Origin of the sequence: Paenibacillus amylolyticus (genome assembly GCF_047302515.1) — a bacterium.
GTDB classification, from domain to species: domain Bacteria; phylum Bacillota; class Bacilli; order Paenibacillales; family Paenibacillaceae; genus Paenibacillus; species Paenibacillus amylolyticus_G.
In genome coordinates, this window is sequence record NZ_CP168019.1 from 2,172,546 (window position 1) to 2,188,626 (window position 16,081).

The 16,081-nt window shown below is 50.8% G+C and carries 1 protein-coding gene and 1 pseudogene; both read right to left on the minus strand.

Annotated elements, in window-relative coordinates:
* Positions 1-105 precede the first annotated feature (105 nt).
* Positions 106-5,127: pseudogene (locus tag ACDJ59_RS09505) on the minus strand (SDR family NAD(P)-dependent oxidoreductase); the annotation flags it as partial.
* Positions 5,048-16,078, minus strand: coding sequence for an SDR family NAD(P)-dependent oxidoreductase (locus ACDJ59_RS09510; protein WP_413408570.1), 11,031 nt, complete (start codon positions 16,076-16,078; stop codon positions 5,048-5,050). The gene ACDJ59_RS09510 and the pseudogene ACDJ59_RS09505, both read right to left, overlap by 80 nt.
* Between the last annotated feature and the right edge of the window lie 3 nt (positions 16,079-16,081).

Genomic DNA, 16,081 nt, shown 5'->3' on the forward strand with positions numbered 1-16,081 from the left:
CACAGAATGTGACATAGCATTCGGCGATTCGAGTTGAGGGGCCGTCCTGACGGCAGAAGGCTGTGTCCACTTAGCGGGATGATTTTGCAGCAGATGAACCGCCAACTCGCGAATAGTGCCATGCTCAAAAAAGATGGCGGGTGTCAAACCCAATCCATGGTCGCGATTCAAAAGATCCGCGAGCTCTGTGAACAGAATGGAATCAAAACCGTATTCTGCCCATTCCGTATCACTGTCCAAATCGTAGATACTGACTTTTAACAGGGAAGACACCGTTTGGGATAAAAAAGCTAGAACCTGTTCTTCCCCCTGCTTTTCCTGAAACGAAGGCGTCATTGCAGATCCCGTAACAGGGTTGGATGCTTCATTTATATGCTGAACGATGCCCGCGCCTTCAACTTCGGAAGAGGATGTTTCCGCACGGTTCAATTGCGATCCCTTTTCCCTCGTTGTCTCTCCAAGTGATTGATCTTCAGCCTGAATCCAGTAACGATTTTTGGCAAAAGGATACGTGGGTACACGAACAATAGTTGGCTTCTTCTGAAGATCATTATACAAGGCTGTCCAGTCTATCCCCTGTCCCTGCTCCCACAAGGCAGCCCATTGATGAAGCCTCTCTGGCGAAGGACTTTTTTTCACCGAAGGCATTTCATAAGGTGTTTCACTAGAATGTTGTTGTAATGATGACTGGCTTTTCAGGAACTGTTCGATCTGTTCCACCAGTTCACTGTGGCTGCTGCCCGTCCAAGCAACCCTGTATTTCATGTCCGTTCTTCCAAGCTGAAACGTGTAGGCAATGTCTATTAGGCGCTCAGACAGACCACCGTTCTCCAAATAAAGACGAACCTGGCGAGCGTATTCGATCAATCTTTCCTGTGTTCTGGCCGAGATCGGAAGAACAACTTCACCATTCCCTGAAGCTTCCGCTTCACCGGAATACGCATCTAGTGCAGAACGATCTGTCCATGAGACGGCAGTTGGAATATATTCCTCTACGATCAGATGTGCATTGCTTCCGCTTGCGCCAAAAGAACTCAACCCGGCACGAACAGGCCACTCCGCATAGCGCCCATTCTGTTGTCCATGACGGCGCTCCCAGCGCTCGGGTGTCCGCTGCACGTGGAAGCAGGTGTTCTCAAACGGAATCAGCGGGTTCAGCTCCTCAGCATGCAGCGAAGGAAACAACTCCTTGTGCTTGATTTGCAGGATAAGCTTGGTTAACCCGGCAACACCTGCCGCTGCCTCCAGATGTCCAATGTTGGACTTCAGGGAACCGACAGCACAGTTTTGGCCCGGATTGCGGCTGTTTCGAAAGGCTCGCTCCAGCCCCTGAATTTCAATGGGGTCACCCAGTGACGTTCCGGTTCCGTGGGCTTCGATATATCCGATGGTTCCTGGCTCAACGTCTGCTGCCGCGAGTGCATCTGCAATGACTTCCGATTGGGCCACTGGGTCTGGCACCGTCGTTCCGGATGTTTTGCCAGCATGATTCAGAGCCGAGCCCTTAATGACGCCATAGACCGGATAACCTTGCTTGCGGGCTTCAGCCACCGTTGTGAGCAGGACAGCGCCTACCCCTTCACTTGGCACATAGCCGTCCCCGTCCTTGCCAAAGCTGCGACATTTTCCTTCCGATGACAGAAACTTGGCCTGTTTCAGAAATACATACTTATGGGGGTGGGTGACCAGATTCACACCCCCTGCTATGGCATATTGGCTCTGTCCATGCCGAATGCTCTCGCAGGCCAAATGTATCGCTGTCAGGGAGGATGAACACATGCTGTCTACAGCGATGGATGGACCATGGAAATTCAGGTGGTAAGAAACCAGATTGGCGATGGCTGAAGCGTTGCTGCCCATGGCCGTAGGAGTGCCCTGCTGCGTCATGGCTGCGCCAAGCAGTTCATAATGGTTCCAGAACACGCCAGCAAATACACCGACATTCCGCTTGGCTGCTGATGCATCATGATGCTTGTCACGTTCAATAGCAAAGCCGGCATCCTCACAGGCTGTCCAGGCCGCTTGCAAAAACAAACGTGCCTGTGGGTCCATCCTCTCGGCCTGAAGAGGCGAAATTTGAAAGAAGGCCGGGTCGAAGTCATCGATCATGTCCAGAAATCCGCCAGCCGGGTAATATTCAGAAGCAAAATACGGAAGATGTAGCCCCAGCCAGCGTTCATCCGGCATGGGCGTGATACAATCTCGTCCCTCCTTCAAAATCTGGGCCAATTCGTCCATGTTGTTTGCCGAGGGATACCTTCCCGCCATGCCAATGACAGCAATATCTTCCGGATCAGATGGCGGCGGCAAATGAATGGCCATGTCGTCTCCCATAGCGGACTGAATCCGGGATTTATTCCCGTATACAAGTACAACTTGCGAAACATCCTGTGCAATAATCCGGTCAATAAGTGCCATCCCCTCAGCCAATGGCAGCGGCATTGAACCTGAGGACGTATACATGCTGCTGCGAATATGATCATTCACTTGCATGCCGCCATCTGCCCATAGCGGCCAGTTAACCGTAACCTGGCGTGGAATTGCTCCTTCTGTTCCACTGTTCTCCTGATGATTCAACAAAAGTCTGTCCATGCAGCTGTTGGCCACTGCATAATCAGCCTGCCCTTTGTTGCCTACAATGGCTGACAGGGAAGAAAACGCAACGGTGAACTCTGGCCTAAGATCATTTAAGGCCTGCTCCAGATTCCAGAGTCCATCCATTTTGGGCTTCAACACCTGCTCCAGGTCGGACAAAGGCTTTTGCAGCATCAACTGGTCTTTAGCAGTTCCTGCACAGTGAAATACCCCCGTGATTTCGCCATACTGATCCCGAATCTGCAGGACAGCCTGCTTCATCTCGGCTAGAACGGTTGTATCGGCCTGAATATACATGGCTTCTGCACCGTTGATGTGCAGCGAATTCAATTTGCGCTGAATGTTCTCACTCAGCAGAGAACGTCCGATAAGAACCAGCTTGCATCTGCATTGACGGGAAAGATGCACGGCCAGCGCATACCCCAGACCGCCCATGCCGCCGGTAATAAGATAGACTCCGTCAGTCTTATAAGTTTTTTCCAATGCGGCCCCCGGAACAGGTATCTCCACCAGCTTGCGAACATGCCGCTGAAGGGAGTCTCCTTTGTACCATATGCAGACAGCGGACCCTGATGAGATGTTTTCGGCTTCGAGTCGAAGTTGACGAATCAACGTTTCGTCCATGGAGCTTTCATGCAGATCCATTCTGATTAATTGAGCCCCAAAGGCTGGAAGCTCCATCGCAACCGTCTTTACCAGCCCTTCAAATCCGTGAATGTATCCACCTGTGTCACGGGAATCCGACAGTACTTGAAGAACGATTCGTCTGCCCGCATTCGGGTGAATTGCTTTTGCCTGGATCATTCCGTATAACGCGGTTACCTTCTGGCGGTACAGATCAGCGTCCATGGACGAATGATCAGGCAATTGATGAACCTCGTATATGTCAGATTGAAGCTCCAGCTTGGCGGCAAGATCCGGATAATTGCCATAGAGAACAACTATCCGGTACGAGGTGTGATCGGACTGAAGCTCTTTTCCATCCGCTATTGTGTGTCGGGCAGATTCAGCCTCATGGATATCCCGGGTTTCAATCCATTTAGGCTCATAACACACAGGTTCTCCATTTCCCTCGATTTCTCTGGCTGTTGCTGGTATTTCCGAATGCGTTGCAGGTTGTTCATCAGTCGAATGACTGCTTTGGGACGGGAGCGTATTCAAGTTCACACGTTCCGACACCACTGCTGCCTCATTCCAGGCGTCGGAACAATGGGTGTGCAAGTAGTCGGTCAATGCCTGCACGGAAGAGTGCTCAAACAGCAACGTTGGATAAAGTTCCATGTTCACCCGGTTTTCCAGCCGTTTCACCAGCTCAAGCAGATGCATGGAATCTAGTCCCTGCTCATAGAAGCCTGTCCGCTCATCCACTGCTTCAGGTAAAATATGCAGCATGCGTGCGATTTCAGCTTTCACATAACTCGATATCGTGGTTCGGATCTGGTCTTGGGAGCCCGCAGACATTACAGTTGTCTTTGCCCATTCGGAACTTTCAGTTGTTGTCGTTTCAGAAGTTGGTTTGTTGTTGCGTCCAGTTGTCATCGGGTTTGTCAGCCCGGTAATGGATGCGGCATGGCGAACTCTTTTTGCCTTCAAATGTACAAACTCCGCAAGCAATCTGCCCTCCGTGTCCGTAACAGCAATGCTGCGAGAGATGATATCCCCACCGGAAAGATCACTTGGTGTTTGTTCGGTAAACGTACGAATCTCAGCTGGAAAACGGTCGTAAATAACAAATCGTTCAATCATGAACGGAATGTATGGGGGAACTTCTGCATCCAGACCATCGACAATCCCCAGGCGGAAGGACGACCCGGCAAAGGTCGCCCCATCCAACAGGGCCACATGAGCGTGGAACTTGTCCAGATACTGCTCGGCCAGGCTGCTCAGCCGGATATCCATCCACTCCATTTGGTCTTGTCTGTAGACATCTCCGTTGTTTTTCATAAAAGAAAAATGCTGTATATCCGCCTGTCGGGCGAGCTGATAGATCTGATCCATATCCCACGTCTGAAGCCCGTCTGTGTCTTTGGAAGGTAGCAGGTGTACATGCTTTAAAGCTTGTACAGGTTGTACATCTCCCTTCCCGCCGAGCAGATACAACTTGCATTCCATATTTAGCACATCCGATGAAGGCTGCTCACCGTTTTTTGGTACTTTGCGGCTATGGATGGTGACTTGACCCTCATCCAACTTCATGGACAATGTTAGCCTAATATCCACATCAAAATCGGTCGAAGTGACAATCGGCTGTGTAAACACGATATCCCGAAGTTCAATGGAGGTTGTACGCAGATGGCTGCCGCTCAGTCGGTACACCATATCCAGCAGCACCACACCCGGAAGGGTGCAGACGCCGTGAACACGATGATCTCTCACGAAATAGTCACTGTGGCGCAATCGCTGTAAAAATGATTCGGTTGCAGGTAATGTCACGATCCGCGTCACTCCCTTCTCATAGCTTGATGAAATCAAAAAAGCTTGATTGCTCCGAATGTTCCGGTAGTTGTTGCATCGACGATCCAGCTGAAACATTGGACGATGCCTCCACCGATTCCGTTGTTTTGACGGGTGGCCAGCAATACTTGCGTTGAAAAGGTGAAGCAGGGAAACGAAGCGGCAGGCTCACCATGCGTTCGGCAGGAATACCTTCATTACTGACAATAACGTGTGCGTTATTGCCTCCAAGTCCGAATGCACTAATGCCTGCCCGCAGTATGTCGTTTGGACCACTTCCCCACGGCTGGTGCTGCTGTACAATATAAAAAGGAGATTCCCTGAACTGGAACCGCGGATTGGGCTGGTCGCAGTGAATCGTCGGCGGAAGCTCGCGGTGAGCAAGCGAGAGCAACACCTTGATCAGGCTGGCAATGCCCGATGCGCTCAACAGATGCCCAATATTGCTTTTGACACTGCCTACGCCGCAAAACTGGCGTTGATTTGTATATTTTGCAAAAACACCTGTCAAAGCCTTAAGTTCAATGGGATCACCGATTAGTGTCCCTGTTCCATGTGTCTCGATATAGCTGATGGTGGAAGGATGAATGCCTGCATTTAAAATCGCTTTTTCCAGCAATTCCTGCTGGGCTTCCGGGTTAGGTGTGGTAATGCCCATCGTTTGACCGTCATTGTTGATGGAGGTGCCATCGATGACCCCATAGATCGTGTCCTGATCGGCGATGGCTGTTGACAACGGTTTAAGTAATACAACGCCGCAGCCTTCACCCAGCCCGATGCCGTTTGCGTCTGCACTGAACGTTTTGCAGCGAGAATCCGGGGATAATACGCTGGCAGCTCCAAGCATCTCGTAGGGTGCATCATCAAGCAGAATGTCCACACCGCCTGCAAAAGCGAGATCGCATTCCCCATCCAGCAGACTTCGTACAGCAAGATGAACTGCGGTAAGTGAACTGGAACAAGCGGTATCCACCACCATGTTTGGGCCTTTCAGATTATAAAAATGGGACAGATGTGCAGCGATAAAGTTTTGGCCGATGCCAACGATTGTATCTTTGGTGCTACCGCCCAGCTTGGACGAAAAGTTGCTCGCTCTGGAGCCAACAAATACGCCGGTCTGCGAATTCCATAAACGTTCCCGGCTGTATCCTGCGTCTGCGGCGGCCTCCACGCTCACTTCCAGCAGTTGGCGCTGGAGCGGATCGAGCTGTTCTGCCAGCGTATCTGTAATTCGGAAAAATGCAGGATCAAACTGCTCAATGTCTCGAATGAATGCCCCAATGCGCTTGCTAGAAGCGGAAGTCCTACTCGTGCTACTGCCTGTCAACCTCAAGCGTTCCGCTGGGATCTCAGTCATACTATCTTTGCCTTTTTGCAGATTGGACCAGAATTGCGCGGGATTCTCGGCATCAGGAAAATGACAGGCGACGCCAACAATTGCGATTTTATCCCGCTTCTTGGTTTGTTCCAGCTCCGCTGGTTTTTCTTGTGCTTCATCCACAACATCATTCGATTCGATCAGTCCGGTGTGACCATCCATACCTGGTTCAGCATGTTGCACAGGAGGAGTGGAAGTCATTGAACGAACATCGGAAGTTTTTCCAGTCGAATTTTCCGCCAACTTAGAGTTGGGTTCCATCAACAGGTCAGTCAAAGATTCGGGATAAATCCGAACCAGATGTTTTGCTAATTGGCGCAGTGTTGGGTATTCAAGCAGCAACGAAGGGTCTGTTGCAACATGCTGCAGCTCTCGATCCATGACCGTCAGAACCTGGACAAGCAGGATCGAATCCATTCCGTAATGCTGAAAAGGGGTATCTTCATCCAGCCGGGATTCATCCAATCTCAGTTCTTTTGCCATCAAAGCCTTAAGCCACGCCAGTGTCCTGTTCTCCAGCTCCTCCGTGAGGCTTGCGGTCATCCGTTCCACCGGGCGTGGAATTAACGGAATGGTTACCTGCTGTGATTCACTTAACGATGCCTCTGCCTGATGCTCCGCTTGTTGCTCTCCCTTGTGTACAGTCTGCGATGCAACTACAGCCGGCAGAATTACTGGTCCCCTGTTTTCCCGAATAATCCGATCCAGCCATAACATTCCTTCCGCATCGGTGATGCTGAGAAGACCGCTCTGGCGATATGCTTCGCTAGTGACCGCACCAAAACCGGATTCCTGCCAGCTTGGCCACTGGATGCTGATGACGGGGAAAGGAGAGCTGGCACTTTCCTTGGATGCGGCTTCGGCAAAATAGTCCATATACGCGTTAGCCATCACATAATCGCTCTGCCCTGCACCCAGTGAAGGCATCGCTGAGGACACAGAGGAAAACAGCACAAAGAAGCGCAGTGGCTCATGCCTGAACACATGAAACAACGTATGCACCCCGCTTGTTTTTGGATCAAGCACCCGCTGCATGGCATCCGCCTGCTTGCGAATAAAAGCCGGATTGGCAGTATCCACGTTGCCAGCACAATGAATAACCCCTCCAATAGGACCCATTGAGCGCTTAACTCTGGCCAGTTCTGCCTGAATGGCGTTCTCGTTCGTAAGAGGGATATCTGTAACAAGCACCTCGGCCCCCAGTTGTTCGAGTTCCAACAGGGATCTGATTTTGGCGCCCGTCGCAGTGTCATGGCTCGCATATGCGTCCCATTCCTTCCGCTGTGGAATGGCTTCCCGTCCAGTCAATAACAGCCGCTTCACGTTGTGATGCTTCACGAAATGGCGGGCACATGCCATCCCAAGTCCGCGGGTACCTCCGGTAATCCACAACACCTGATTTGCTTCCAGGAAAGGTCGTTCCGGATCGATTGAAGATTCCGTAACATCTTTGTTCATACCCGTCCCATAAGGCAACTCACGCATATAGGAACGCCAGCGTTTGCCATCACGGTAGCATATCTCCGGTTCCCGATCTGTTTGCCGGAACTCTGTTGTAATGCATTCAATCTTTGCCTCTTCCGATGCCGACGGATCGACATCCAGATGTCTGGATTGTATGCTTCGGTATTCGGCTTGCAGCATGCGGAACAGACCCGCACGAGAGGCGTGGGCCAGATTCACTTTCGAATTGCGGAACGACTCCAGGCCATTGGTCACCAATAGCAGCAACATCCCCTCATGACCATGGATTTCAATGACGTCTTGCACAAGCTGCAACCATCCCGGCCGGATCTGTTCTTCGCAGGCATCATCAACAGTGGTCTGCCTCATGCATGCTGTCAGATCAATCAAACCTGTCAGTCCATGCTTCAAACGTTCCTCATCTTCGAGCCAATGGCTTCCCGGATCATCCAACTGTTCTTCATTCAAAACCACCGTATGTTTAAAATGTTCTGTCAATCTCGCAGCGAGGGCCGCTGAATCCCGATTGGCAAGGATCAGAATCTTTCCAACAGAATTGCTTTCATCAGAGATGGATTCAATGTCCGCAAGCTGCCAGTCTTTGTGATAAGCAGTCATTTGGCGCTCAGGTGCTGCTTTCTGAATTCCAGATACAGGAGAGTTGAGACCATCCACATGTTCACGGATAACCGCTTCCTCAGGCAATTCAAACCAGCAGCGCTCGCGCTCAAACGGATAGCCAGGCAGACTAATTCGACGAGGCTGTCCTGTGGAGTATAGAACACTCCAATCCGCTTTGATGCCTTTCACCCACAAATCCAGCACTTTTCCGTAAAGGCCTTCATTTAACCAACGGCTCACCACTTCGCCAAAATGCTCATCCATGGCAATTGCTGCTTGCACAGCCTGATAGGATTTGACATTTCCGAGGTACATTCCATCTATTCCGTCTACCGGCTCGTTCGTGTTCTCATTTCCCAGGAAAAGTTGAAGATGTTCCTTCAACTCCTGAACGGATCGCACTACGAATCCGAGGCGCTCTTCCATCTCCTGTTTTCCGGTCTGAAGCGTAAATGCCAAGCGCTCCAGCAAACGTTCCGGTTCTTCCTCTGCTCCTCCGGTGAGATGCTTCTCATCCACAGCAGTGAGCAAACGTCTGGCTCGTTCCCTGAGAGCGGATCGGGTTCGCGCCGAGAGCACAATGATGACAGCTCCTCCTCTTATTGCTTCGTTGAACGTTACCCCCTCATGTGGATGGTAATCTGCCTCTTCAATGATCAGGTGGGCATTGGAACCACCCGCACCAAATGAAGACAAGCCCGCCCTGCGCGGTATCTGGACCCGCTTGCCGTTTTCCATCCGCTGCAGCGGCTTCCACGCTTCAGCGTCCCGCTGTACACGAAACGGGGTCTGCGCAAAGTTGATATGCGGATTGGCCGGGTCTGAATGCAGAGAGGGCACCAGTTGCCCATGTTTCAGCTGAAGCAAAATTTTGGTCAGTCCGGCAATACCCGCCGCACTTTCGGCGTGGCCGATATTGGATTTTACCGACCCGAGAGCGCAAAACTGCTGCTGGTCCGTGGACTCTGCAAACGCTTTGCTCAGACCGGCAACCTCAATCGGATCACCAAGCGATGTGCCTGTCCCGTGAGCCTCCACATAGGTAATGGTATCGGCGGAGATGTCCGCCTCAGCAATGGCTCTCCCTATGACACATGACTGTGCTGCCGGATTGGGCACGGTATAGCCATTCGTTTTTCCACCGTGATTCAGTGCACTGCCTTTAATAACCCCGTAGATATGATCTCCGTCTTCGATTGCCTTGTTGAGCGGCTTGAGAATGACTGCTCCGACACCCTCGCCAGGAACATAGCCGTCCCCTTGTGCCCCAAAGCTTTTGCATCGGCCTTCACTTGAAAGGAAGCCTCCTTGGTTCAGTAAAATATACTTGTTTGGATGAATCGATACGTTGACACCGCCCGCCACCGCCACTTCGCATTCCTTCAATACAAGACTCTGGCAGGCCAGATGAATCGCAGTCAAGGAAGAGGAACACATCGTATCAACAGCCATGCTTGGCCCATTGAAATTGCAATAATACGATATTCGGTTGGCGATGGATGCCGGATTGCCACTTAAAGCGATGGAGGAATCTCCCTTGGCCTGAGCCTGGGCGGCGTACAGCTGGTATTCCTCGTACATGACTCCAACGTACACGCCAACCCTGTTTCCCCAAGTATCTCCGGTTGAAGAAGCGAGCCCCTCCGGTGTATACCCTGCATCCTCAATCGCTTCATACGCCGTTTCCAGGAACAGCCGCTCCTGCGGATCCATCATCTGTGCTTCTCTGGGCGAGATATGGAAAAACAAGGGATCAAAACGATCCACGCCCTGGAGAAAGCTACCCCACTTGCTGCCAGGCTTCGGTGAATTAGGGTCCGCATGGTGCATATGTAGCCTGTAATCCCAGCGATCCAACGGAATTTCAGTGACACTGTCCCTGCCTTGCATCAAGTTTTCCCAAAATTGTTCCAGATCGTCCGCCTCGGGATAACGTCCGGACAGGCCAATAATGGCGATATCCTTGGCAAGTGAACCCACTTGAGCATCTGCTGCCACCGAGGGGCGCTGAGCTGGACGCTGAAATGCACGAAATGGAGGATGTTGCAGGCCGGATCGGGCAGTCTTAGTCTTCTCCGAACGTTCCTCACGTTCTTCATATGGCAGCGCAGGAATCGAAATCAGGCGATTGACGGTATCGCGGTGGGTCTTGATCAGATATTCTCTCAACTCTTTGAGGGTCTGATATTCAAAAAGCAGTGTTTTGGACAATGGCCCAAAAGTACCCTCGAGCTGATCCGTCAATTGAGTAATACTAATCGAGTCTATACCATACTCTTCCAGTCGGGCGTGGCTCACAATTTGATCTGCGGGCACTTTGAGTACCGATGACAAGGCCTTTTTCAGAAAAGTATCCAATGCTTCCGCCAGTATATTATCTGCTGCTGTGGTCTGCGCGTGCTTCGTCAAACGATCCATTGGCAGGCTGGTTAGACTTGTACCCGGTAATAGTTCGCTCTCAGGAACTAACGGTGCTGCCGGGAAAGCGATCGGGTATCGCTGGCTCAAAAATTCGGAAGCAGATTGCAGCGTTGGATATTCCACAAATAGAATATGACTCAGATCCAGCCCGCATTGCTCGTTCAACCTTTGGGCCAAGAGCGTTAATTGAGGCTGGTCCAGCCCGCATTCAAGCCAATCCGCTTCGCGGCTAATCTCATCTGGTCCCACACCAAGCATTTCCGCAGCCAATTTTTGCAACACAGACATGGCATCTGCTCCTGAAACGAATGGGGTATCCCGCGTTGCACGGTTCATATTCCAACGTGCCTCCAGGCTAGAAATCAGCTTCGGAATGTCCCCTTGTACTCCAACGATTTCACATTCTGTGGACTGAAAAGCTCTGTACAGTAGCGTAATACCTGCTTCAAGAGCTAGTGGACGCATTCCCGTACTTTCCCATAATCCCTTCTCTTCAGCAGGGCTCAAATGCATGCCGCCATCTTTCCATAACGGCCAGTGGATGGCCAGGGTCCTTCCTTGCCTTTTTCCGGCAAGCATTAACTGATGACGATACTGTGCATAGCTGCCCATATATCCGTTGGCCGCAGCGTAATCGCATTGGCCTGGATTTCCATATACTCCCGACATGGAGGAGAACAGGATAAAAAAGTCCAGCTTCATGGCCCGGGTTGCTTCATCCAGATGAAAGGTGCCAGCAACTTTCGGAGCCAGTACCTTCTCCATTTCGGCTTTCGTTTTGTTCAAGATATACTGATCCCCCGTTAAACCTGCGCTATGGATGATTCCATCCAGACGGTCGAAGCTATGCTGAATATAAGCAACAAGCTCCGATGTATCTTTTTCCCGGGATATATCCCCTCGGCGATAGATAATCGTGGTACCATTTGTTTTCAAGGCTTCCCACGCTTGCTCTTGACTCGCTGATATGTCCGATCTGCCTGTCAAAATCAGCGTTGCGTTGACAACCTTAGAGGCAATCTCACAGGCAAAAATATGGCCCAGGCCACCTGCCCCTCCTGTAATAAGGTACACCCCGCCATTCTTCCAAGGCATGGCATCCGTCTCAGCAGGCAGATGGAGGGCTTTCCAGTGAAGCACTTGTCGTTGTGGGCCTTGGTAGCCGATACATACATCCTCAGACTCCCGGTTGGCCTTTATTAGTTCGGCAGCACGCTTGGCGTTACGCGGTTCTCGAGGCCAGCTCTTTGATTCTGAATATCCCTCTTCCATATCTTCAATCAACTGAACATGAATTCGGGGATTTTCCAGTGCCGCGGTTCGCAGCAATCCTGTTAATCCACTATACAGCTGAAAATGATCTTCACGACTGTATAACAGCTGAATAAGCACATTCTCAGCAGTGGATGAACTGCTCACCAGTTGTTGAAGTACGTGGAGTACTTGGGTAGAAGCAGACGAAAAACGTTTGGGGCTTGCACCAACATTGTTAATGTCAGCAACCTTTTCAGATCCAAGCGCTACGATCTCGGTTGGTATTTGCTCTCGCTTCAGTCTTTCCTTTATTTCCTCAGCCAGTTCGGCCCAAGGTTCAGCCAGCATTACGATATGCCTGTCATAAGGGTGGTTCCACTCATTCCGGACAGCGGCAGTTTCTTCCCAACGAGGTACCAACATGGCCGTTGCCCGCGCATGCGACTCATCCCCCGGGACTATACCGTTGTTCAAGGCTCTGCAACTAAGTCCCTGAATAAGAACACATGGAACCCCTGTACTGGAGAACAAATCAATATCCAGCTTAGGCATGGCATCCGAGGCGGATGAAACGGAATCAGAACTGTAACGCACATGAGCCCACATTTCTTCAGTGCAGGGGCCCAGAACCTGAATTTCATCCATGGCGTAGGGAATGGGCAGCATAGAATTTGCGTTTTCCAGCTCTTTTCCTTCTTTTCCCTCCTTGTCCTCCATCGACAGCCCAATCGCGGATTGCAATGCGCCGTCCAGGATGGCCGGATGCAGTACATAGGATTGCATTTCATGTTTTAGTATAGAAGGCAGGCGAAGCTGTCCTAACACCTCGTCTTCTCCCACGTTTAACTCAACCAACAACCGATGGGCGATTCCATAGTTGAGACCACCTTGTTCGTAAATTTTGTAGCATTGATCCGCAGTTAATCGTTTGGTGTTGCAGCGTGCCTTTATCTCGCCCGGATTAATCGCCATTGCTGCTACAAGCTTGGGTTCCAGTGAAACGATGCTGGCATAACCGCTGCTGTGCACCCTATTTTCGTTCGATCCATCCGCAGACATCCCGCTGTACATTTCATATTGAATAGGCTGCTCCTCTAATGAAGCATGTAATCGAATATGCAGAGACACCGGAGTTTCCCTGACAACAAGAGGACGCATCCACACATGGTTTTTCAAGATAACTGCAACATTCTCTCCTTGCTGCTCGCCTAGAGCATCGCTAACTGCAGCATGCGCCATTTCAAGGTAGGCCGCACCGGGTAGAATCCGCTCTTGTCCGATCCGATGATCATTCAGGTAAAATTCCTGGCCGGTCAGAACCGTCACGTATTTTTGCTCTGACAAGTTGGACTTATTCTCATGAAGCAGTGGATGAATAAGAGGAATATGACCGGAGTTTCCCTTACGGGAAGAATCCCCCTTCATCTGGAACTCCACAGAAGGTTCACTAGGTATCCAATACCGTTCTTTGGCAAATGGATACGTAGGCAGGCTGATCTTGTGGTGTGTGAAACCGTCATGGAGCAAGTTCCAGTCCACATTCAGGCCTTTCACCCAAAACTCCAGCAATTTTCCGAACTTGCGTTTGGTAATCCAGTTCACTAGGGTATGGGTTATGTCTGCATCGTTTGACAGTATGGATAGCGGCTGTTGTGCATCACCTGCATATCCCACATACATATCGTCCATATCCTGATCTCCCGAACAGTAGCTTTCCAGTTTCGAGCTCAGTTCCTGTAGCGAACCTGTCACGATGCCAAGGCGCATGTTCATCATCTCACGTCCGGTTTGCAGCGTATAAGCGATGTTCGCCAATTGTTCCTCTTGATATCGATTGGATCGCAGAGCCGTTAACATGCGTTCACACAATTCACGAAGCTGCTCTTCATTCCGGGCCGACAAAACGATAAGCGCCTGCTGTTTAGCTGGTTTATCCTGCTCAGCCAGCAACATATCCGACTGCTCGGGACAATACTCCTGCACAATGATATGGGCATTGGAACCCCCGGCACCAAATGAGGAAATTCCCGCAATCCGCGGGACTTCCCGTGTAGAGTCTCCTGAATCAATCGTTTTTCTATCCCAGTCACTTAATTGCTTCTGCACTGCAAAAGGCGTCTTGTCGAACTGAATGTGTGGATTAGGCGGGTCCGCATGAATGGAAGGAACCAGCTGCCGATGCTGCATCTGCAAAAGGACTTTGGTCAAGCCTGCAATGCCTGCTGCACTTTCGCAATGACCAATATTCGATTTGGCTGAGCCAATGGCACATTTGCTGTCCGCTGCTTTCCCTTTCCTAAATGCCTGGGTTAACCCTGTAATTTCGATGGGATCTCCCAGCGAGGTGCCTGTCCCATGAGCTTCGATATAGCTGATGTCCGCAATGTCGATTCCTGCCTCCGCAACAGCTGTTTCAATAACCTCTGCCTGTCTGACGGGATTGGGAACCGTATAACCGTTCGTTTTGCCGCCGTGGTTAACAGCAGTTCCTTTAATGACGCCATAGATATGATCACCATCGGTTATGGCACGGCTTAAAGGTTTGAGCATCACTGCCCCTACACCTTCTCCGGGGACATAACCATCACCGCCTTCACCGAAGCTTTCGCAGCGACCTTTCGAAGAGAGGAATTGCCCCTGTGTTAACATCACATATTTATTGGGGTGAACAGATACATTGACGCCTCCGGCGATTGCGGTTCGGCATTCTTTTTTACTCAGACTCTGACAGGCCAGATGAATGGCCGTGAGAGACGAAGAGCACATGGTATCTACTACCATGCTGGGCCCATGAAAATTACAAAAGTACGAGACACGATTGGCAATGGAAGCCGGATTACCGTTTAATGCAAAGGGCTCTTTACCCGCAATCCTGGCTTCAGCGCCATACAGCTGATACTCCTGATACATGACTCCTGCGAATACACCGACATTCCCGATCTGATCCGGGGGTGCATCTGGACCTGCGGCCTGTTCGCGGGTATATCCCGCATCCTGAAGTGTCTCGTAAACACATTCCAGAAACAGTCGCTCCTGCGGATCAATTCGTTCAGCTTCCTTCGGAGAAATCTGAAAAAAGAGTGGATCAAAACGATCCACTCCATCCAAAAATCCGCCCCATTTTCCAGAATGTTTTCCTTTGCTCGCATTCATCTCGGTATGAATCCGGTAATCCCATCGAGCTTCCGGTATTTCGGTGATGCAGTCCTTCCCAAGTTTCAGGTTCTCCCAGAACTGCTCCAGATTACCAGACTTCGGATATCGTCCAGACATGCCAATGATGGCGATGTCCAGAGATTTGCTATGGTCATGCTCTTTGCTGAACGATTCTCCGCCTGCGCTGGTCGCTGCTGGAATTCTTCTCCGCGAGCCAGCAGATGGCTGCCGCTTATTGAACGAATTCGGGATTTCAGACTTCCGAATTGTGCTGGACTCCAGCTCTGAAGTACGGAGTTGTACGTCTGAATTGCTTTTCGCCTGCACCCCTGTGAGCTGCGCCAGTCGTTCCCGGTGATGGCTCATGAAATACCCGGCAAGCTCCGCTATATTTTGGTATTCATAGAACAATGTCTTGGACAGCGGACCAAATTGCTGTTCCAATTGATCCGTCAATTTCATCACCATCACGGAATCAATGCCATAGTTCTCCAGAGGCGCATGTGGGTCGATCTGCCGTTCCGGCAGCATAAGGCTAGAGGACAATATTTTTTTGACATAACGAATGGCTTTTTCGTTGATATCGTCCTCTCTCTCTTCATGGAGCGTCTCTCTCAAGCTCGACTCCTGTTCTCCAGATTCGGACAACAGCCTTTGCAGCTGCTCCGCTGACTGCTGATCGCTGAGCTTTCCTTGCTGAATCTTTCGATACAATGTGGACAGTTGGTCTTCCAAAGC